Source organism: Fluviicola taffensis DSM 16823, assembly GCF_000194605.1.
Lineage (GTDB): Bacteria > Bacteroidota > Bacteroidia > Flavobacteriales_D > Crocinitomicaceae > Fluviicola > Fluviicola taffensis.
On sequence record NC_015321.1, the window covers coordinates 4,229,754 to 4,251,708 of the forward strand.

Annotated in this window: 21 protein-coding genes; all 21 read right to left on the bottom strand. The window is 35.8% G+C overall.

The window, feature by feature from the left end; genetic code table 11:
- Window positions 1-14: 14 nt before the first annotated feature.
- Window positions 15-1,589: an IS1182 family transposase gene (locus FLUTA_RS18525; protein WP_013688426.1), complete on the bottom strand. Its 1,575-nt coding sequence runs from the start codon at window positions 1,587-1,589 to the stop codon at window positions 15-17.
- Between the two features lie 232 nt (window positions 1,590-1,821).
- Complete coding sequence (locus tag FLUTA_RS18530) at window positions 1,822-2,016, bottom strand: hypothetical protein (protein ID WP_013688442.1); 195 nt, start codon at window positions 2,014-2,016, stop codon at window positions 1,822-1,824.
- On the bottom strand, window positions 2,013-2,372 hold the full coding sequence (locus FLUTA_RS18535) for a hypothetical protein (RefSeq protein WP_013688443.1): 360 nt from the start codon (window positions 2,370-2,372) through the stop codon (window positions 2,013-2,015). Before FLUTA_RS18535 ends, FLUTA_RS18530 begins: the two co-directional genes overlap by 4 nt.
- A gap of 50 nt (window positions 2,373-2,422) precedes the next feature.
- A complete protein-coding gene (locus FLUTA_RS18540; protein WP_013688444.1) occupies window positions 2,423-3,997 on the bottom strand; it encodes an IS1182 family transposase in 1,575 nt (524 codons plus the stop codon).
- Window positions 3,998-4,462: 465 nt separating this feature from the next.
- The gene (locus FLUTA_RS18550) at window positions 4,463-7,555 is read right to left on the bottom strand and encodes an efflux RND transporter permease subunit (protein ID WP_013688445.1); all 3,093 of its coding nucleotides are present in this window, start codon (window positions 7,553-7,555) and stop codon (window positions 4,463-4,465) included.
- A 12-nt stretch (window positions 7,556-7,567) separates the two neighbouring features.
- The gene (locus FLUTA_RS18555) at window positions 7,568-8,638 is read right to left on the bottom strand and encodes an efflux RND transporter periplasmic adaptor subunit (RefSeq protein ID WP_013688446.1); all 1,071 of its coding nucleotides are present in this window, start codon (window positions 8,636-8,638) and stop codon (window positions 7,568-7,570) included.
- Between the two features lie 8 nt (window positions 8,639-8,646).
- The gene (locus tag FLUTA_RS18560) at window positions 8,647-9,981 is read right to left on the bottom strand and encodes a TolC family protein (protein WP_013688447.1); all 1,335 of its coding nucleotides are present in this window, start codon (window positions 9,979-9,981) and stop codon (window positions 8,647-8,649) included.
- Window positions 9,982-9,994: 13 nt separating this feature from the next.
- A complete protein-coding gene (locus tag FLUTA_RS18565; RefSeq protein ID WP_013688448.1) occupies window positions 9,995-10,282 on the bottom strand; it encodes a cupin domain-containing protein in 288 nt (95 codons plus the stop codon).
- Window positions 10,279-10,740 carry a hypothetical protein gene (locus FLUTA_RS18570; RefSeq protein WP_013688449.1) on the bottom strand — a complete coding sequence of 154 codons (462 nt, stop codon included), beginning with the start codon at window positions 10,738-10,740 and terminating at the stop codon, window positions 10,279-10,281. The genes FLUTA_RS18565 and FLUTA_RS18570 overlap by 4 nt, the downstream gene beginning before the upstream one ends.
- Complete coding sequence (locus tag FLUTA_RS18575) at window positions 10,733-11,137, bottom strand: hypothetical protein (RefSeq protein WP_013688450.1); 405 nt, start codon at window positions 11,135-11,137, stop codon at window positions 10,733-10,735. Before FLUTA_RS18575 ends, FLUTA_RS18570 begins: the two co-directional genes overlap by 8 nt.
- Window positions 11,134-11,727 (bottom strand): TetR/AcrR family transcriptional regulator, encoded by a 594-nt coding sequence (locus FLUTA_RS18580; RefSeq protein ID WP_013688451.1) that lies wholly within the window; start codon window positions 11,725-11,727, stop codon window positions 11,134-11,136. The genes FLUTA_RS18575 and FLUTA_RS18580 overlap by 4 nt, the downstream gene beginning before the upstream one ends.
- Before the next feature lie 11 nt (window positions 11,728-11,738).
- Window positions 11,739-12,470 (bottom strand): hypothetical protein, encoded by a 732-nt coding sequence (locus tag FLUTA_RS18585; RefSeq protein WP_013688452.1) that lies wholly within the window; start codon window positions 12,468-12,470, stop codon window positions 11,739-11,741.
- A gap of 7 nt (window positions 12,471-12,477) precedes the next feature.
- Window positions 12,478-12,960: a Dps family protein gene (locus FLUTA_RS18590; protein WP_013688453.1), complete on the bottom strand. Its 483-nt coding sequence runs from the start codon at window positions 12,958-12,960 to the stop codon at window positions 12,478-12,480.
- 25 nt (window positions 12,961-12,985) lie between these two features.
- A complete protein-coding gene (locus FLUTA_RS18595) occupies window positions 12,986-13,396 on the bottom strand; it encodes a hypothetical protein (RefSeq protein WP_013688454.1) in 411 nt (136 codons plus the stop codon).
- Window positions 13,397-13,874: 478 nt separating this feature from the next.
- Window positions 13,875-14,423, bottom strand: coding sequence for a hypothetical protein (locus FLUTA_RS18600; protein WP_013688455.1), 549 nt, complete (start codon window positions 14,421-14,423; stop codon window positions 13,875-13,877).
- A 201-nt stretch (window positions 14,424-14,624) separates the two neighbouring features.
- Window positions 14,625-16,271 carry an NAD-dependent epimerase/dehydratase family protein gene (locus tag FLUTA_RS21310; RefSeq protein ID WP_013688456.1) on the bottom strand — a complete coding sequence of 549 codons (1,647 nt, stop codon included), beginning with the start codon at window positions 16,269-16,271 and terminating at the stop codon, window positions 14,625-14,627.
- Window positions 16,272-16,336: 65 nt separating this feature from the next.
- On the bottom strand, window positions 16,337-16,912 hold the full coding sequence (locus tag FLUTA_RS18610; protein WP_013688457.1) for a Crp/Fnr family transcriptional regulator: 576 nt from the start codon (window positions 16,910-16,912) through the stop codon (window positions 16,337-16,339).
- A 190-nt stretch (window positions 16,913-17,102) separates the two neighbouring features.
- Complete coding sequence (locus FLUTA_RS18615) at window positions 17,103-18,074, bottom strand: COG2958 family protein (RefSeq protein WP_013688458.1); 972 nt, start codon at window positions 18,072-18,074, stop codon at window positions 17,103-17,105.
- Window positions 18,075-18,478: 404 nt separating this feature from the next.
- Window positions 18,479-20,728, bottom strand: a complete 2,250-nt coding sequence (locus FLUTA_RS18620) for a multicopper oxidase domain-containing protein (protein ID WP_013688459.1) — start codon at window positions 20,726-20,728, stop codon at window positions 18,479-18,481.
- 66 nt (window positions 20,729-20,794) lie between these two features.
- Window positions 20,795-21,649, bottom strand: a complete 855-nt coding sequence (locus FLUTA_RS18625; protein ID WP_013688460.1) for a DUF3347 domain-containing protein — start codon at window positions 21,647-21,649, stop codon at window positions 20,795-20,797.
- Window positions 21,650-21,659: 10 nt separating this feature from the next.
- Window positions 21,660-21,887 (bottom strand): heavy-metal-associated domain-containing protein, encoded by a 228-nt coding sequence (locus FLUTA_RS18630; protein WP_013688461.1) that lies wholly within the window; start codon window positions 21,885-21,887, stop codon window positions 21,660-21,662.
- Window positions 21,888-21,955: the final 68 nt, after the last annotated feature.

The window sequence follows — 21,955 nt, forward strand, 5'->3', positions numbered from 1 at the left end:
CCCATTTTAAGATTCTAAACAATCTGTTTTTTGGATAAATATACCTGTTTTAAGAGCGCTGTATAACTTGTTTCACAAAATGTTTCGGAGTAAATCCTTTCTTTAAAATCTTCGCAAATCGTCTTGAAATGGCTGCTCAGAATCAAAAATAGAAAACCAAGTTCTCTTAAGAAATTTTTGAGTGTATTTTGGTCAAGTAAATTGAATATTCGACGCAAATTGTAGCAGGTAAAAATCAATCCAACATCTGCAGTTGCATGTTTCATTGTCTTTTTAGTCATCACATAATAAAAATCCCATTGACGCTTTATGACACCGAACGGATGTTCCACGATTGCTTGTCGTTTGCGGTAAGTTTCCATGTTTCGTTGAAGTCGTTTTTTGTTTGCGTCAATTAAATCCATGTGTTCCGAACGCTCGATGAAACGCCCCGTTTTATTGCGTGTGCATTTTTCAAAAAGACTGCATGTCAAACAAGCTTTTGTTTTATAGTGTTTTACGCGGTTGATCGTTTTCCCGCTTGCCTTGTTGTACCAACGACCGTTTGTGGTGAGCAACTCTCCAGCTGGACAGGTATATTCATCGCGCTCCTTATTGTAGTTGAAATGTTCTACATCAAAGGAAATATCTGGAGCATGTGAAGCAACATCAGGGAAAGCTACCAATACTTCTACCCCTTGTTTGTGTGCGTAATCGAATTCGGTTCCAGTATGATAGCCTTTATCGAAAAGTATTGTGAAATCTGATTTTCCAAGAATGGTTTTAGCCCTGCGAGCCATTGCACCCATGGCTTTTGAATCGTTTTTATTGGTGACCTTAAAATCAATTGGAATGTTGTGTTTTGCATCAACGGTCGATTGAACATTATATGCCACCTCAGTTATGTTATTGCGCACAATCATTTGTCTGCTGTCGGGATCGGAAGTTGAAATTTGTACTTGTCCAGTTTCGTCGAGTTGCTTTTTATATGCTTCGTATTTGTTCTTGTACTGCTTGTGCTTATCGATTTTAGCGTTGATTTCCTGCTTTTTCTCCGCTGTTAAATCATTGTCTTCACTTGCCAAGATAGCACTGTATTCATTGAGTTTGTCGTCAATATAAGCAATATGACGCTCAATTTTCTTTTCGTTAAAGTTGTTTTTCTTCGAGTTCTGTGCACGCAACTTGGTTCCATCACCAGCCAGTAATTTTCCACCAATCAATTCAAAGTTTTTGGCAAGCGAAACCGTTGCATGAAACACTTTTCGGATAGCTCTTGGGTTATCTTTTCTAAAATTGGCAATCGTATTGTGGTCGGGCGCCAAACCTTTCATGAGCCACATCAGTTCAATATTACGTTTGCATTCCTTTTCCAATTGTCGGGATGAACGAACACGGTTCAAATACCCATAAATAAAGAGTTTCAATAAATCAGCGGGGTGGTAAGCTGGCCGACCGTTCTCTATAAACGACATATCGAAACCATAATCTGAAAGCTTTATGGCTCCAACAAACAAATCGATTAATCGCACTTCATTGTCTTCTGAAACCGCTTGATCTAAACAGAAAAACTCTGTCTGATTTCGATCTTTTCCTTGAATGAATTTCATACTTGAAGATAGCTAAAATCAGTTTTTTGGCAATCAAAAAAGGTTGATTTTTATGAAAATTCGTTTCTGGAAAAAGGAAGGGTTTTTAGACAGTTTGACGGTTTGCTGCCAGGCGCTCGGCCCGACTCTTTAAATAAATCTTTACATCGAAGTTAAAATTATTTTCTTTCAAATTTAGCGTTGTTTCGAAGCAAGATTTGAGGGTTGGCGCCATGACAGCTGTTATGGGTATTTATTTTATGTTTCTTGAGTTTTTAAAGTTCAAAATTTGACCTAAAACGCCTAAAACAAGAGCAATTATTCCAACCGCATATTTAATCTCGGCAGGAATGAAGCTACTTGAATCATGCGAATAACCAAAGTAAGTTGATAATACGCCTAGAATAATTAAACTATTTGAGGTTTTTCTACTAAGTATTTCTTTCATAATATTTTCTTTAAAGCTTCAATTAACATCTCGACCTTACGATTGATATATTTTTTTCTATTAAGTAACTTTCCTCTTCGAATTGGGACAAGTAAAATCTCTGTAGCGTTTAAATAATCCAAATTACCGGTGCATTGAAATTCTCCCAAATCAAACCAATTCTCTTTACCATCCCAAATCAATTGTATACAGTGTTTACTCTGTAAGTTTATCCATTGGTAAATTCTCGTTTCAATACCTTCTTTATTATGCAGATCGGTTACTAACTTATAACCCAAATTGTCCAGTATCAAGCTTAATTTTTGCTTTGCTTGTTCCTGAGCATAATCAATATTTTCTCGTATATAATTGAGCATATTCGTAATTACCCATAACGTCAGTCTGTCTAAAAACCCATTTTAAGATTCTAAACAATCTGTTTTTTGGATAAATATACCTGTTTTAAGAGCGCTGTATAACTTGTTTCACAAAATGTTTCGGAGTAAATCCTTTCTTTAAAATCTTCGCAAATCGTCTTGAAATGGCTGCTCAGAATCAAAAATAGAAAACCAAGTTCTCTTAAGAAATTTTTGAGTGTATTTTGGTCAAGTAAATTGAATATTCGACGCAAATTGTAGCAGGTAAAAATCAATCCAACATCTGCAGTTGCATGTTTCATTGTCTTTTTAGTCATCACATAATAAAAATCCCATTGACGCTTTATGACACCGAACGGATGTTCCACGATTGCTTGTCGTTTGCGGTAAGTTTCCATGTTTCGTTGAAGTCGTTTTTTGTTTGCGTCAATTAAATCCATGTGTTCCGAACGCTCGATGAAACGCCCCGTTTTATTGCGTGTGCATTTTTCAAAAAGACTGCATGTCAAACAAGCTTTTGTTTTATAGTGTTTTACGCGGTTGATCGTTTTCCCGCTTGCCTTGTTGTACCAACGACCGTTTGTGGTGAGCAACTCTCCAGCTGGACAGGTATATTCATCGCGCTCCTTATTGTAGTTGAAATGTTCTACATCAAAGGAAATATCTGGAGCATGTGAAGCAACATCAGGGAAAGCTACCAATACTTCTACCCCTTGTTTGTGTGCGTAATCGAATTCGGTTCCAGTATGATAGCCTTTATCGAAAAGTATTGTGAAATCTGATTTTCCAAGAATGGTTTTAGCCCTGCGAGCCATTGCACCCATGGCTTTTGAATCGTTTTTATTGGTGACCTTAAAATCAATTGGAATGTTGTGTTTTGCATCAACGGTCGATTGAACATTATATGCCACCTCAGTTATGTTATTGCGCACAATCATTTGTCTGCTGTCGGGATCGGAAGTTGAAATTTGTACTTGTCCAGTTTCGTCGAGTTGCTTTTTATATGCTTCGTATTTGTTCTTGTACTGCTTGTGCTTATCGATTTTAGCGTTGATTTCCTGCTTTTTCTCCGCTGTTAAATCATTGTCTTCACTTGCCAAGATAGCACTGTATTCATTGAGTTTGTCGTCAATATAAGCAATATGACGCTCAATTTTCTTTTCGTTAAAGTTGTTTTTCTTCGAGTTCTGTGCACGCAACTTGGTTCCATCACCAGCCAGTAATTTTCCACCAATCAATTCAAAGTTTTTGGCAAGCGAAACCGTTGCATGAAACACTTTTCGGATAGCTCTTGGGTTATCTTTTCTAAAATTGGCAATCGTATTGTGGTCGGGCGCCAAACCTTTCATGAGCCCCATCAGTTCAATATTACGTTTGCATTCCTTTTCCAATTGTCGGGATGAACGAACACGGTTCAAATACCCATAAATAAAGAGTTTCAATAAATCAGCGGGGTGGTAAGCTGGCCGACCGTTCTCTATAAACGACATATCGAAACCATAATCTGAAAGCTTTATGGCTCCAACAAACAAATCGATTAATCGCACTTCATTGTCTTCTGAAACCGCTTGATCTAAACAGAAAAACTCTGTCTGATTTCGATCTTTTCCTTGAATGAATTTCATACTTGAAGATAGCTAAAATCAGTTTTTTGGCAATCAAAAAAGGTTGATTTTTATGAAAATTCGTTTCTGGAAAAAGGAAGGGTTTTTAGACAGTTTGACGGTTGGCGGCTTGGCGAAGGTGGCGATTTTTACCACCAAACTTCATACGAAGAACCTCACTTCAATTATACGAAAAAATGTCATACGAAGCACTGAACCGCCACTTTTGCCAAACCGCTGTTATAAGCTGGCCTTCTGTCTGTCGAGGTTGTAAAGTCATTGTCCGCTGTGAGTTTCGCTGTCATTGTCGAGTTGCGAATGGGCCTGTTTGTGTCGGCTGTGAGTAGCGGTTTTAAAAATTTTAGAAGGGAAGGAAATTTTAAAAAATAATTTTTCTTTGGGTGATAAAGGTGTAAGCTCTTTTGCAATTTTTGATCTGTGCGTTGGCTTGTGCGAATTGCAAATGTGCTTACACCTGTGCGATGACTAATTTCTTTTGCTAATTTTTTCTTTCGCTGTGTCAACTAAATAATAGACCATCGGCACTAAAAACACTGTCAAAATTAAAGATGATAGAAGTCCGCCAATGATTACCCAAGCCAAACCGTTTTTCCATTCTGCTGCTGTTCCTGTTGCCATTGCAATGGGAAGCATACCAACAACCATTGAAAGAGTTGTCATTAGGATTGGTCGCATACGACCTTTTCCTGCAATGATTAAGGCTTCTTTAAAATGTTTACCTTCTGCTTTTAATTGATTAGTAAAATCCACAATTAGAATAGCGTTTTTTACCACTAAGCCCATTAGCATAATTAAACCGAGTAAGGCGAATAAACTCAAATTACTTAATGACAAATTCAAAGCGAAAAACGCACCAATTGCTGCAACTGGTATAGAAAACAATACCACAAATGGATAAACAAAGCTGTCATACAGTGCTACCATAATCAAGTAAATCAGCAAAAATGAAATGAGTAAAACGGAACCCAATGCTCCAAAACTATCATTCTGTCTTTTGATGTCGCTACCCCAAGTCATTTGTATTCCGTTTGGCAATGGATTTTCTTTTAGATAAGCAACTACATCGTCTGCTACAGTTCCTGATGGTCTGCCTAATGCGTCTGCTGTTAAAGTAACTGCTGGTTGTCGGTCTTTTCGTTCTAACAATGACGGAGAATTGTCTTGCTCTACGCTTGCAAACTGTGAAACTTCAACTGGTATTCCCATTGGGTTAATGATCGAAAGTTGTTGAACATCTTCAAAGTTTTGTCGGTTAAATTCGTCTAACCAAATTCTTACAGGATATTCTGTTCCGTTCTCAGTAAGCGTTGCATCTTCATTACCTGTAAATGCAGTTCTTAGGTTCAATCCAACATAAGCGGTTGTTAAACCTAATCGTTGCATTTTATCTTTGTCTGGAATTATTTTGTATTCGGGACTACCTGCTTCAACGGACAAGCGAACATTATCTGCTCCGGGAATTTTTTCAATTACCGATTTCAATTCATCACCCGTTTTCATCACCAAATCTAAATTGCTTCCGCTCAATGTAATTTCAATAGGAGCTGAACGAGGTATTAAACCTAAAGCTGCCATTGAATAATTTATACTTGGAAATTTTAACTTTAGGTCTTCTCTAAGTTTTTTCATAAATGTTTCGGTCGGCACATTTTTAAGTTCCTTTTTAGATTTTAATTGAATGGTAAATTCTGTTTTGTTTGCAGAACCAACACCCAAACTTCCAATCCCAGTGCTTGGTCCGCCAATATTGCTGAATACTGTTGCTACTTCGGGTTGTTGAATAATGTATGTTTCAATTTTTTGAGCAATTAAGTTGTTCTGTTGTATAGATGTGGATTTGTCAAATTCCAAAGCCATTCTAAATTTACCTTGGTCTCCTGTAGATATTAATTCTTTACCAATAATTCCTTGTTTCATAATGCCTAAAGTCATTGCAAAAAGCACAATAACGATACCTGTAAAAGCTAATTTATGGCTCAATACCCATTCTAATCTTCGACCATACCATTCATTAAAGTTTTCTAATTGAATTTCAAACCATAGTAAAAAGCGATTGAAAAAATTGGTAGGTTGTAAGTCTTCTTTTTTGCCAATACGAGAAGCCATCCAAGGCGTTAAAGTAAAACCAACCAATAAACTGGTGAGAGTAGAAGTTACTACTACAACCGAAAACTGCTTGAGCATATCAGCAACAAACACTTGTAAAAAAAGAATTGGTAAAAATACCACTACGTCAACTAATGTAATTGACAATGCCGCAAAGCCAATTTCCATACGACCATCCATTGCAGCAGTTCGTTTGTCTTTTCCTTTGTCTAAGTGCTTTTGTATGTTTTCTAAAACTACGGTGGCATCATCAACCAAAATACCAATGATTAAAGACATTGCCAGTAAGGTCATTAAGTTTAAGGTGTAACCCAAAAGCCACATCACAGCGAATGCGGTAACTAAAGATGTTGGAATAGCTACCAAAACGATTAAAGAATTTCTAAAACTTCGCAGAAATAAAAGCATCACTAACGACACCAATAATACCGCTAAGATTAAATCAAAAACAACGGAATTAACGGCTGCAATCGTGTTATCGGTGCTATCGTCTGCAATAATAAATTTTACACCTGAACTGGCATTTTGTTGTTCGATAGATTGAAATTTCTCCCGAACTGCTTTTGAAACATCTACTGCGTTTGCATCTCCTTGTTTTTTAAGCATTAAACCAATGCAGTTTTTACCGTTGTAGCGACTGATGGAAGTTGTTTCTTTTATACCATCAATTACATCTGCTATGTCTTTTACATAAACTGGACTTCCTAAAACAGGCATAGCGACTTGGACATTTTTAATATCCTCAATAGATGCGAATTTTCCCGTTAAACGAACTGAATTACTTTCTTTTTCGGTTTGCACCTTTCCAGCAGGCAAGTCTAAACCAGAACGATTAATTGCTTCAACAACCTGAACCATTGATATTTTATACAATTTCAGTTTGTCCTGATTTATTTTTACTTGTATTTCTCTTTCCTCTCCACCTAAAACAGTAATCTCTGCTACACCCTTTATTTGTTGAATTTGGGGCAGATAATCATCTTTCATTTTTTGATAAAACTCTGTGGCAGACAAATCACTTGTTGCACTGATAGACATTATCGGCAAATCATTTGGCGAAACTTTACTCATTACAGGACTTAAAATATCCTGTGGTAAATCTTTGCGAATGTTGTCAATGTAGCGTTGTGCATCTTGCATTGACTTATCCAAATCTGTCCCATATTTTAGATTGGCTATGATGATAGAAGCATTGGGCAATGATTTTGTAACCAAGTAATCTACACCCTCCAAGTTGGATAAAGCATCTTCTATTTTTCGTGAAACGGATGTTTCTACTTCGTTTGGTTCGGCACCAGGGTAAACAGTTTTAATTACAACTACGGGCTGATTAAAGTCGGGCATCAATTCGTAACTCAAATTTTTATACCCGATAAATCCTAATAAAGTAAATACGCTGAAAAGCACTATAATCAGCGAAGGACGTTTGATTGATATTTCTGTAATATTCATTTTTCGCTGATTTTATTTAACAGTTACATTTGCCCCATCAAAAAGATTGATGAAGCCATTCGTTACAATTACATCACCTTCATTTAATCCATTTGAAACAACTGCTTTGTTCTGTATCTTTTTTAAAATAGTGATATTTTGCAAAATTGCTTTGCCATTTTGCAAAACATAAACCTGTGGTTGGTTATCTGTGCCTTGTATAGCAGATGAGGGTATGATAATTCCCTTTCCAGACGTTTCGCTTTTGAGTAAAACTTTACCAAACATCCCAGATTTTATTTTCAAGTCCGATGTGTTATTTACCGTAAACTGAACAGGAAAACTACTGCCCATATTGGCTTTACTGCCAATCATAGTAGTTTTTCCAGTCAATAGAATTTCAGAATAGGCATCTGCCGTAAGCGAATAGCTTTGATTTAATTTGAACTGACTTAAATCTTTTTCGGGAACATTTACGGTGAATTTTAAAGTTGTAATGTCCGTTATTTGGAGCAATGGAACGCCCGGTGCAGCAAAAGCTCCTTCTTCACTTAATTTTGCAGTAACTACTCCGTTAAAAGGTGCTTTGATGGTCGTTTTGTTTATCTGCTCCAACAAAGTCGCTTTCTGAACTTTTGCAGATTTCAAACCTAATTCTGCTTTTTCTAATTGAACACCTTGAATGGCATCTGCTTTAGCCAAAATGGTATAGCGATTTACATCTGCTTCCAATCCTTCTATTTGCACTTCAATAGTTTGCAGTTGCAATTTCAGCAATGAATTATCCAATTGAATTAAAGTTTGACCTTTACTTACAACGCTTCCAGCATCAACTAAAATGGTGTTAATTTTCCCTTGTAATTCGGCACTTATTTTTGTTTCCTTGTTGGGCTCAAATGTGCCTGAATAAGAAAATTCTGCATTCACATTTTCAAGTTGCAATGTATCTACTTGAACATTTATAGCTTCTTCTTTATCGTATTGATAGACTTTACTCTGCGTAATTTCCTTGTTTGTTTTCAACTTAATTACCACAATGGCAATTATCGCCAACGGAATGATGACGTAGAGTGCTTTTTTTAGGATTGATGATTTTGTATTCATTGTGATAATTATTTGGTTGTTGAAATATTTCCTGTGAGTTTTTTTAGTTCTAAATCTGCTTTTAGGTAATCAATTACAGCAGATAGGTAGGTTTGTTGTGCTTCACGCAAAGCATTGTCTGCAAGCAAAACATCGGTTAAACTTGCCGTTCCTTGTTTCTGTTGAAGAACGGTTTGCTCATAGATTGTTTGTGCCAATTGTATTTGTTCGGTTGTGGTTTCTACCGTTTTTTTAGCGACTTCTCTTTGTATTTTGGCATTTTCAACTTGCATATTGTTTTGCTCGGTAAGCAATCCAAATTGAAGTTCATTGTTTCGGAGTTCAAGCGTTTTCTGATTTATTTTTCGAAGTGTAACCGTTCCGTTAAATAGTGGATAGGACAATTGAATACCTGCAAAACCAATCGGATAAAAATCAAGAAAAGAAGCAGGTTGTCCGTTATAACCAAAGCCCGTTGTTCCATACATTCCAACCAGATTTAGCGATGGCAAATACCTTGATTTGTTGAGTGTGTTGAGTTCACTCGACAATAAGCGGTTTTGAGTTTTTATTATTCGAATATCTAAGGTTGATGAAGTTGAATATTCATTTGTGTTTTGATATTGAATGTTTGCTTCAATTTGCAGATTTTGTTCAATGGAAATACCCATAGCAAATTTCAACGCATTTAGAACCTGCTCGTATTTGCTTTTGATGGTTTCCTTTTGGGTGGTTAATTGTGATACTTGCAATTTTACCTTGCTTACATCTGTTCCTTTAGCAAGCAATTGTTCATTGAGCAATTGCATATTTTTTAGAAGTCTTTCTGCATTAATCAGATTACTGTCAATAAATGCCAATTGATGATGCAAGATTTGGGCATTGTAATACAAATTGGAAATTTCAAAATAGATTTGCTCCTCCGTTTTTTGATACTGTAAGTCGGTCAATTCCGAAGCGATTTTTGTTGTTTGTATAGCACCATAAACTTGTGGATTATACAATGGCATTGAGAGTTGCAAGTTTGCGTTGATGTTGTGCGGAACGCCAAACTGCATTGCTCTGTATTCACCTTCAGGTAGTGCAGGATTAAAAGCATTCACAGGTAAAAGCTGATAAGGCAGGTTTGTAAAATACTTGTAATCCGCATTGGCTGTTACTTTTGGGATTAAATTGGCTTTGGCTTCTTTTTCTCTTTGTTCGCCAATAGCCATATTGTTTCTGCTCATTTGCAGATTTTTGTTATGAACCTGTGCGGTGTCAATACATTGTTGCAAAGTCCAAGTTTGTGCTTGTGCAGATTGAAAGCCTCCTATTATCAATAACAGAGCAACATAATGTTTGTGAATATTCGCTAACTTCATTTGTCAAATTTTTTTACTTAATGAGAATTAATTGACTTTCAATTGTTCCTACAACCCAATGTTTTACCATTGGTTCAATGTTTACAAAGTCGCCCGATAATAGTGTTTCTTTTATTCCTTTTTCATTTTCAAAAATCACTTCTCCTTCAACGCAAATCAAAAGTGCTGGTGTTTTGGTGATATGCTCTTTTAATTTTTCGCCTTGCAAAATTTGAATAGCTGTTGCGTTACCCAGTTCACTTTTGAAAAGAGAAGTTGCTGAAACTGGTTTTTCTTGTGTATGTAATTCTTTTATGTTCATTGGAAGTATTGATTAAATGTTGTGAATGAAATTTGAATATTTTCAAATTGCTTAGTTGCTTCGGTTTCGTTTTTAGCTTCTGAAAGTTCTTTTACCAAATCAATGTATGGCAACAGCCACTTGTGCAATTCATCGTGGGCTTTGCCTTTCATAGTGCAGTTTGAAGTAAGTAAATCAATGTTTGATTGTAGTTTTTCAGATAATGATTTGTAATCTTTTTGCTCGACCTTAGCAAAGGAAACAACATCATTTTCCATATTTCTGATATGAGTTAGCATATTGGCATCCACTTGCCATTTTTCACCATTGTTAAGTTCGATGGCTTCACTTTCATCATCGTGATGATGATCATTATGTTCAGCAATTTCTGGTTGATTACTTAATTTCTCGTTTGTGGAATTGCCACAACTATATAGCAATAAGCTACCTACGGCAAATGTTAAGATTAATTTATTCATTATGATTTTTATTTAATTGTTTATTGATAGTGAAAAATGCAATGATTGCAAATACAAGCGTTACCGCAATTCTGAAAATCATTGCACCGATGGTTTTTGTTTCATAGATACCACCCGAATTAGCGTGAATTTTAAGTCCGATAAATGCAGCTATCAATATAATTGTTGAAATTCCTAATAGAGTAGCTGTCCATTTTTTGCTTTTAGCAAACCCATAAGCAGCAAAAAGGTATAGAATGCTACTGATAAAATTTGACAAAACCACAAACAGAACATAATTGCCTTCCTTTTCTCTGATACCAAACAAATCAAAAATTACTGATGTGCTAAGAAAAAGAGTAAGCAAGCCAAAGGCAGTTAGAATTACTGCTGATGTATTGAGGACATACTTTTTCATTTGGATTTTATTAGAGTTAAAACAGCCTGTATCATATTGTCTCCATTTCTGATAATGTCAAACTGGAAATTAGCAACTCTCCATTTGTACATTTGCAGCCTGAAAGTGCCCATCACGATATGAATTAACTCATCAGAAGTAATTGAATTAGTGAAAATGCTTTTTTGTTGACCTTCTATTATGATAGGAATCAAGTGCTTCATTTTAACCTGCATAATTTTTAGAATGGTTTCATTGATACGTTCACTTTCTTCCATTAATCCGTCAGAAAATACCGCCACTACAAAATGCGGATGCTTTTTGAAGAATGAAAATTGGTTTTGAAACAGCGTTGTAAATTTTTCTTCGGGCGATTGTTCGTTTTTAATCGCATTAGTATAGCGTTCATCCATACTTTGAGCAAGATACACAAGTAAGGCAATTATGATTTCTTCCTTGCTTGTAAAGTGTCTGTAAATGGCACTTTCAGAAAATTTCATTTCCTTAGCCAAGTTCTTAATTGTTAGCCCACTTATTCCTGAAGCTGTCAATATTTTTCCTGCTGCTTCAATAATTTCAAGTTGTCTATCAGAAATTGTTTCTGTTGTCATTTTTTCGCTTTTTAAAGTTCGCCTTTCTCACCATTTACCCATCGCATCATCATTACACGTTCCTGTGGAGTTTGCTTAAATGGAATATTTCCCGCTAATAAATTTAAAAAACGATCCCAAAGATTATCTTTTTTATTCGCTTCTTCTTCCATTTGAGCTAAAGCTGTCATATACTCTTGTTTGTATTGAATAGCATCTTCAATATGGTAAGATTTTGGAATGTATTTTATAATCTCTTTTGTAAGGTCGTCAATCTCTTGTTTACTAAAATTTTCAAACATCTGTAGTTGAACAAATGCAGAATGACCGATGCCCTGAACAGTATAGATATTAGACTGAATGACAGCCCATACTCCAAACCAATCCGCACTGTTCATCCCTGAAAAGTAGTCATCGGGATACTTACCAATTTTTGTAAATATAGAAGAAATGGATTCCGTATTCGACAAAAAATCTTTATAAATCTCTGAACTATCACTACTCGATTGGCTTTCAATCTTATTTTTGAAATAGGCTAATTGAGATTCAATTTTATCTCTCAAAGAAGCAATTAAATTTACATCTTCCTGAAATTTGCTTTTACCTAAATCACTTCCAAACATTTTTACAATGTTGTTTGCCTCATCAAGCAAATGAGCTACTTTAACTTTTGCCGTGTTTAACGCTTCCCAATTGGAATTTAAACCTTCTGATAAATGTCTCAACTTAATTAAGGTTTCTAAGTTTTTGTTATTTGTTTCCATTATCTTTTTATTTATTATTTGTTAAAAAAGAAGAATACATCCATACTTGTTTTTCTTGAAAGCGGATATAATCACTCATTAAAGCATTTGTTCCTTCATCATTTGCATCAGAAGCTAATCCAAGAATTTCTCTTTGCATAACGATTGTTGTTTTAAATCCTTCAAGAATTTGTTCTACTGCAATCAAACCATCAGAAATTTTCTTGCTTTCTTTTATGGTTGATGTTCTAGCGTATTGAGAATAGCTATGCTCGGGTGTGTGTCCCAATGTTAATATGCGTTCTGCTACTTCATCAATTTTCAGCAACAAATCATTGTAGAGTTCTTCAAATTTTAAATGCAATTCAAAAAACTTTTCACCTTTAATGTTCCAGTGAAAGCCTCTTGTGTTTTGATAAAAAATTGAATAGTTTGCGAGTAACTCGTTTAATTTATTTGCCAGTTCTTCGGCTTTGTCTTGGTGTAAACCAATTGCATTTATTTTTTTCATCTTTATTTATTTTAGAGTTTATGATTTATTGAGTGACAGATTTCATTTTCAAAAAGGCAACACCTAACCAAATTACCGAAGCTGTCATTGCAATTGCTCCGATTAATACTAAAGCAGGAGGCAAACCAAAATACACCTCTGTTAGTATTCCTATTGGCATTAACAATCCAGTAAGTGCCAACCAAGAAATGACTTTCACGTTTTGGAGTTTGTCTCTGAAATGTAGGAGCAGATAACCAATTAGGATGTTTAGAAAGGCGAACAAGTTCCCGTGAACGTGAGCCAGTCTGCTTTCAAAATGCTTTCCTATGCTGTATGAGTTTACCCATTCTTCTTTACCCGGAGCAAAGTCTCGCAGGTAGATTAATAGAAAGCCGTAAGCCATAAAAAGCCCCATTGTCAGGAAGCCTATTGCAATGTTGTTTTTACCGTTCATCTTGTTTATATTTTTAAGTAAGTGAATATTCGCTCACAAAGATAGTTCTATTTTATTTATACCTGCAAGTTTTTTTGAGAAAACTTTAAAATATGACGAAAATCATCTGGTGCGGTGGGAAATTGGCTCTTTTGGGGTTTGCCTGTGTGTCGGCTTGTGTGAAGGGGCAAACCCCAAATGTGCCAATGCGGGCTGGCTAAAATTATTTTTTAAAATGTGCGGTGGGAAAATTTTTAAAACCTTGTATTGGCTTGAGTGTCGGCAAACTGGTCAGGTCGGTGCAAGTTACAGCGAAATTGTCAACCGAGTTAAGGTCGTCCGGAAGTAAGTTTGGAAGTCAAAAGTTTGGTCGTTTTGGTGTCCGATTGATGGTTGCACGGTCGTCTTTTAGGCTTGCTTATAACGTTTTCCAAATAGGCAAAGGCGCGTAACAAATGTAGTACTTTTGGCGCTTTTGCTTATTTGGTGTTATAGGGTGTTAATTTTTTATTGAGCCAGGGTCGTTTTCATCGTCTTTAAAAATATCCCCTTTATTATTTTCAATTTTATAGTTTATATCGGCCAGTATTCCAAATGGTCGCTGCAGATATATTCCAATATTTGTTCCTTGTCGGAAATCATTATTTGTAATTTGAACTGGGCCTTCAAAATAGCAGTCAAAAAAGTCAACATAATCATTAAAAACACAATTGTCTATAATGAATTCATTTGGGGCAAGATTGTGGCCTATGGCTTGTAAATACGAGTAATTACTTACACTACAATTTTTCAATTCTAGTCCACCTATAAAATGAGTTCCCTGAAACCAAATACTGCCAATTTCGCAGTCGATAAATGATATCTTTTTGGAATAAAGTTTAATGGAATCCCCAATACTATGAATGTTACAATTTTCAAAAATTAATTCTGTGTTAAAGTCAAATTTGTCTGATTGCATCAATGAAGTAAGGTCGATTTTCTCAAAATTTTCATCTTGAAAAGCAAGTCTATCGTATTCTGTCCATTTTGTAATTTCATCTTTCAACATTCATATCTAGTTTAGCTGTTGTTCTAAAATACCCTATAACGGTTTGTGGCTTTGCGTTCGGGCGGGATTATTAGCACAAACTTGATACGAAGAACCACAGTTCAAATATAGCAAAATGCGACAAACGAAGCACGATGCCCCGCCTGACGCAAAACCGCTGTTAGTGGCTGCCCTTCTGGCAATCGTTAATTTAATATGGTCTTAAAATTTGAACTCCCAACCGATGTGAGCTGTCACCACAGGCATTATTTTTCTCGTATCTCTTTCTGCTCCATTAATCATTATTTTGTCTGTCCCTAGTGTCGGAATTTGAACACCTGCCCAAGGTAAAACATATAAACCAATTTTCTTAAACGGAAACCATTGAAACCCAACTTGGGGTGTTATTACAAAGTGATTTGCCTCTCCTTTTTTGAAATTGTCTTGGTTGTAAATAAATTGATTCCATTGTAATCTAAGTCCAGGTTGAAGTCCGCCCCTTTGCAGACCAAATCTAAATTGATATTGAGCTTCCACTCCAATTCCATTCCATTGTGTTACCCAATTATCTTCAGTATAGTCTTTTGTTAGTAAAACAGTTTTTCCGAATTCTCCACTCCATTTTCCTGAATATCCTAAAATCCCAAATCTTAAACTTGGGTGTTTGGCTAATCTAAAATCTATATTGGCATCAAATCCTAAACCATTTGGTAAAGTTCCTACCCAAAATGCAGGGTCAGTTTCTATGGAAACAAAGACCTTTGTTGAATCAGCCTTAGGTTTTGAATTTTGTCCAAACAAGGTAGTTGAAGCAACCAAAAAGAAAACAATCAATGTCATTAGTTTATTTAAGGGTTGTTTTTTGTCTATGCGTTTATTGTTTAAATAAATCATTGCTTCTCTAATTGCAATTTCAGGCTTTTTAGGATTGAAGCCTAACTCCTTTCTTGCTTTCGATATATCGAAATCTTGTTTCAATCCCGAAAACATGGCAATATCCTTTACGCTTAGCAAGGGCGCTTTGCCATTTAGTTTACCTCCCAATTCCATAAACCAGGCAATCAAATAAAGTATAGGTTTAGGAACTGCTTTGGGTATTGTTATTTTTAATTCAGGAAGTAGCTTTTGAGCAATTTTAGTGGTGTCCGTTATAGAGGTACATTTCTCATTCGCCAAAATATAGCGTTCACCATTCCTGCCTTTTGTGGCGGCCAAAAAACAACCCTCCGCTACATCTTTTACATCAATCCAATTCAAGGTTATACCTGTGTCAACAGGTATTTCTTTTTTAAGAATTAGGTCAATAACATTGTAAGAAACATTTAAACTCCCAAATGATTCGCTACCAATCATTGCCGCTGGTAAAACAGCAACTAATTCAATGTTGTGTTTTTTAGCTAATTCAAAAGCTAATTTCTCTCCATCATTTTTTGAATTGTAATACATATCCCTTCTGTCTGGGTTTTGTCCATTGCTTTCTTTTGTTGGAAGTTGATTGTAATTTAATGCTGCAATAGAGCTTACATATACTATTCGTTTTACTCCTGCTTCGGCAGCGGCTTCAACAATGTTTTGAGTGCCTTGGATATTTACATCGTAAATTTCCTTTTTTGGGTCTTTTGCCCAAAGTTTAAATGCAGCACCAACGGCATAAAATGTTTCTACGCCTTGTAAGGCTTTTATGAGGGATTGTTTGTCTGTGATGTCCGATTGAACGACCTCACAATCCAAACCAACAAATGGTTCTTTGTTGGCGATGTTGCGAACCGAAGCCCTAACAGGAATTCCTTTGTTGATAAGAAGCCTTACTAAATTGTTACCGAGGTGTCCGTTTGCACCAGTAACCAATGCTAAATTTTTCTGTTCCATATTTTTTATTCTAAAAATGATGGCACAAAGGTCAGCCTTGGAAAATGGAATCCACTTCGCAAATGTTACCTAATGATTTGCTTTCTTATTCTGCTTAAACTTTTGGAGTTCATTCCTAAAAAAGAAGCAATGTATTGAAGTGGAACATTATGAATGATATGGGGATAGTTGTCAATTAATTTTTGGTATCGTTGTTCTGCTGTAAGTGTTGCCAATTCTTTTGAACGATTTTCATTGTAGGCTATTGACTGCTGAAATACCCAAATACTAAAATCCTTAAAAGCATCACTTTTTGAAGTGATAAGGTCTAAATTATTTTTGGTTATTCTAAGCAGTTCACATTCAGTAATGCACTCCACATTTTCAGTAGCTTTCGTCTGGTTAATGAAATTGAAATAAGAAGTGATAAAGCCAGGAGGGCAATTAATATGGGAAGTTATTTCGTCTCCATTGTCATTATATTGGAACAACCGCATATAACCTGAAACTACAAAATACAGGTATTGAGGAATTTTTCCTTCGTCTTCAATTATCCTGTTTTTCGGAAAAATAATAGGTTCAAAATATTCCGTGCAGAGTTCAGCGTCTTTGTCTGAAATGGGGATTTGTTGTCTTATTATTTCTAAAAGCTTTTCGTGCATTTCGTCTGTCGATATTTGTTTGAAGTAACGGTCGTCTTAGGGTTGCCACTAACGGTTTGCAGCTACCCGAAGGTGGCGATTTCGAAGCACTTCACTGTCAACTAAGCACAAACTTTGATAGATGCACAAAGCTTGTTTTAACCACTGAACCGCCACTTTTGGGTAGGTGCTGTTATAGCCTGTTGTTCTTCTATTCGTCATTGGTCGGTATGTGTTTTTCTTTGCAGTATTCTTCTATTTCTGAGTCGTTTGCAAAGTAGTTGTCACAAAATTCGTCAAGTTCCTTTTCAGCACCGGAAACATATTTTTCACTTGCTGTCATTAGTTTTTCTGTCTGTTCAATGAACCTGTTAAACTCATTGTTCATTTTGCATAGTTTGTCAATGGTCTTGAAGTCTAAGTCCCGATAAACTGCTGGAAAAAGTATTTTGCTTTGGTAAGGGTTGGCGTTAAGTTCAATTATTCCAATTCCAAATGATTGATTTAGTCTTGCCATTTCTTCATTCAAACTGTCGCTGAATTCAAAAGCCACTAAATAGCCATAGTTAGCCCAACTTGAATTTGAAACCGCTTGAAAAAATGCTTTTTTAAGTTCACTATCGCTGTTAATTTCCTTTTTCAGTTCGTAGGAACTCATTTTGAAAGTGTCAACACGATTAATTGATTTTAAAAAATTCTGGCTGGCTTTTGTCTGCAAGTTCAAAAACTTAATGCCAACCATATCAGGGTGTGTCCAAATTTGGTTGTTGTCTTTTCCGTTTGATTGTTCGTGAAAAATTGTCTTTGAGTAGGTGTCTGTGTTTTTAAGATAACTGCTCAAAAGTTTATGTAAATCTCTTTCTTCGTAAGTCTTTGTCTTGGTCGGCTTTTTCGGCAAGGTTGTTTGAGTTTCTGTCTCACCGCTAAGAACGTCAATTGCAATATTCTGTTCGTTTTTTGTCAAGTAGTAGGAATATGTTCCGCCTTGTTGTTTTATTCTTTTTACTCTCGTGTCACCGTTTCGAATAAAGTCACCGAGTAAAGCAGAAACTGTCGAAGCTGGTGTTTTAGCGGCTCCAAAGTCATAATACTTTTTTTCAATTATATGATTGCAAACTTCCAAATAGTTGGTCAGTCCGTTTATGTCTTCAAGGCTTTTTAATACTGCTTCTTTTAATGTCATTTCTGTTCTTTTTTCTTTTACGGTGCTGTCGTCCTACAATAGGCTATAACGGTTTGCAGCTACACGCAGGCAGGGATTTTTAGCACTAAACTTCATACGAAGAACTGAACTTTAAATTTAGCACTTTCCTGTCATACGAAGCACGAAACCCCTGCTTGCTTGTAGGTGCTGTTATAGCCAGTGGTTCTTGTCGTCTGTCCTTGTAAACCATTGTGATTGTTGAGATTCAGTGTCAGTGTCATTGTCTGTTGGGTTGTGCGTTGCGTTTTTTATTTTTTTGAAGGGTCGGTAAATTTTTTAAAACAATTTTGTCTTGCGTTGGCTTTGCAAGCTCTTTGACAAAGCTTTGGTCTGCGTGTTGGCTTTGTGGGGCTTTGGCAATGTGCTTGCAAATTGGGTAGCAATTAATAATTTAATGTCAGTCCAACTCCAAATCCCATATCGCTATCGTAGTGTGTTCTAATCCCCATATTTCTATTTATGATATAACGCAAGTCAACCATAAATTCTTTGTCTGTATTTACCATAAAACCAGCTCTTATTCTTTTCGTAATCGGTATATCTTCTCGCATTAAAGAAAGTCGAACAATTCCATCGTGATACACTTCTGCCTGAAAATTCACCAACATTGGAAGCGTGTACATAAACCCTAAACTTACAGCAGTTCTGTTGTCTTTTTTATTTACTTGTCCGAATAAATTTTCTTCTTGTTCATCAATTCCCATTTTTCTGTAACGCCAATCAAAACCAATAAACGGCATCAGCCATTGCATTTTTCCAATGTATCGTCCTATATGTGTTTCGGTTTCATAGCCGTGCATATCATTGTAGCCTAAACGCCATTCTGAACCTATGCTCCAACGAGTGTTTTGTAACATTGCCATTCCATCGTTTCCGTTGGTAGCAAAATCGTTGTCTGCCATAAAATGAAATTTACGGTCGTCTGCAAATAGTTTACGTTGAGCCAATTTAGGATTTGTTATTAAAGGATTTGGAGCTTGATTTTCATAAGTAAATACTCTGCCCATACCACTCATCATATGGTAGAGAATATGACAGTGAAAAAACCAATCGCCTTCTACATTGGCGTTAAATTCCAATGTATCGGTTTCCATTGGCATAATGTCCACAACATTTTTTAAGGGTGCATTGGCGCCTTGACCATTGAGTAAACGAAAATCGTGTCCGTGCAAGTGCATTGGATGTCGCATCATAGAGTTGTTATATAAAACGATACGAACATTTTCACCTTTTTTGATTAGAATTTTATCAGTTTCAGATATTACTCTATTATCTAAACTCCAAACATAGCGGTTCATATTTCCTGTTAGTGTAAATTTTAACTCTTTTACGGGTGCATCTTTTGGAAGTGAAGTATTGTTGGGTGATTTCAACATTGCATAGTTTAACGTAACAATATCTGCCAAAGCATTGGCGTTGTATCGGTTTGGGTCGTTATCACTTTGTTTTGGTTTGCTGTCTCCAGTAATTTCCGGATACATTACCACATTCATATCCATTTGATTTAGGCTCATATTCATTCCCATATCGTCCAAATCGCCATTCATTTTCATCATATCATTCATCATCTTCATTCCTTCAAAATACTTCAATCTTGGTTGTGATGATTTCAGTTGTTTTATGCCGTTGCCAATGTATAATGATGCAGAATTGGTTCTGTCTTCGGTGGTTGCCAAAAATTCAAAAGCCGTATTTTCGGCAGGAATAGTTACAATAATATCGTAGGTTTCAGAAACAGCAATAATCAATCTATCTACTTCAACAGGCTCTACATCGTTGCCATCATTAGCAACTACGGTAATTTTTCCACCTGCATAAGTAAGCCAAAAGTAAGATGAAGCACCACCATTTGAAATTCTTAAACGCACTTTGTCGCCTGCCTTTAATTCCTTTCCGTCAATTATTGAAAGGTCGGTAATGGATTTGCCATTCATCAATATTTTTTCGTAATACACATCGCTTACATCCATTGCCAACATTCGTTTCCATTCGTTTTTGAGTTTAGTTTTGAAATGCCCAGCTTTAATGGCTTCTGCATAACTTTGAACGGCATTTTTTTTCAATGCTGGGTAATCGTTGGCATTATGCAACATTCTGTGAATGTTTTCAGGTTTTAAGTCTGTCCATTCGCTTAATACAATGGGAACGGTAGGTAAATCATCAATTCCCTTTCGAAATGTTTTGTCATCAGATTTTTTGAGCATTATAAAATTGCCATACATTCCTATTTGTTCTTGCAAACCCGAATGACTGTGATACCAATGTGTGCCATTTTGAATAATTGGAAAACGGTAAACGTGTGTAGTATTTGGCTTGATTGGCATTTGCGTCAAATTAGGAACGCCATCTTCTTTGTTGGGTAAAAATAAGCCGTGCCAATGCAAAGATGTTTCTTCTTTAAGCAAATTATGAACGTAAATTTCTGCTGTGTCGCCTTCTGTAAAGACGAGCGTTGGCATAGGGATTTGTCCGTTTACGGCTATGGCTCTTTTGAATTTCCCAGTAAAGTTTACCAAAGTGTCTTTTACATAAAGGTCGTAACGAACTGTTTTTTGAGCGGATATATTATTACTGACCAATAGTAAAAATACTATCGGCAGCAATTTTTTTGAAAGAATATTTTGTAGAACCATTTTAAGATTTTCATTTGTTGAGTTTAAGAAATGGCGTAACCGTTTTCGATTACGCCAAATTGGAGTTTATTTAATGGTTTCTACTGTTTTGCCACAAGTAAGCATTTGCGAACCGTAGTATGGATTTTTTACTGCGTTTTCTTTGCTCAACCAATTTGCTCCTTTACCATCGTTATACATTGGGCAATTTTGATAGTATATAGAATAATCCTGTTTACTGACTTTGAGCAAAGCATAAAAGTTTGCTGACAAATCCATAAAAACGACACGCTGTTTTTCTATAATTGTAGTAGCTGCAATTTTTTCGGTATTTGATTTTAAACTACTCATCACTTTCATCCAAACAGTGTGTTCTTCTGATGAGAGTTTTTCCATTTTAACCGAATTGATATTTGCAAGTACGTCTTTAGCTAATGTTGAAACTAATTTACCGTCTGATTTTACCAAAGCATCTTTTAAAGCAAAGTAACTTTCGAAAATCGTTTTCAGTTGATTTACTTCTTGCTTCGTTTCAACTACGTTTTCTTGATTGTGCATTGAGTGGTCTTCAATAACTGCGGTTGAAACAATTGCAGTTTTCTTTACCCTTTCGTATTGGCAACATCCAGCAAGTTTACTATACACATCATCTGGAGCGAGGAATTTGTCGCTATCATAACCAGCCAAAGCAATGCGTTTCAAGATTTCATCTTGATTTGTTTTGATACTGTCGTAAGTTATTGTTGCCATTTTGCTGTCTTTGTTCCATTCTACGTTAGCAACTTTCTTTACATTTCCTGCTGTTTCAATCGTCTTTTCACACATTTCGCAATTGCCATAAATTTTCACGATCTCGGTTTTTGCATTTTTAATTTGAGCGTTGCAAGAGGAGGATGAAAACAGCAATAAAGTTGCAGCTGATATTTTTGATACTATGTTCATATCTGTTTTTTTATTGGGTTAATAATTCAATTTTAAATCCTGCATCTTGCACCTTTTGGATTACTTCTTCTTCGGTAATTCCTTCGGAATGCACAGAAAGAATTTTGTCTTTGTTTGCAGTGTCCACATCCCAATGGCAAATTCCGTTTGCATCATTTAGAAATGGAGTTACCTTTTCCACACATCCACTACAGTTGATGTTGGTTTTGAATTTTAATGTTTTATCGTTCGTTTTCATTTTAATGTTTGTTTAAATTATATACTGCAAATTTCGATAGCATTCAAACTAAATACATTACTGTATTT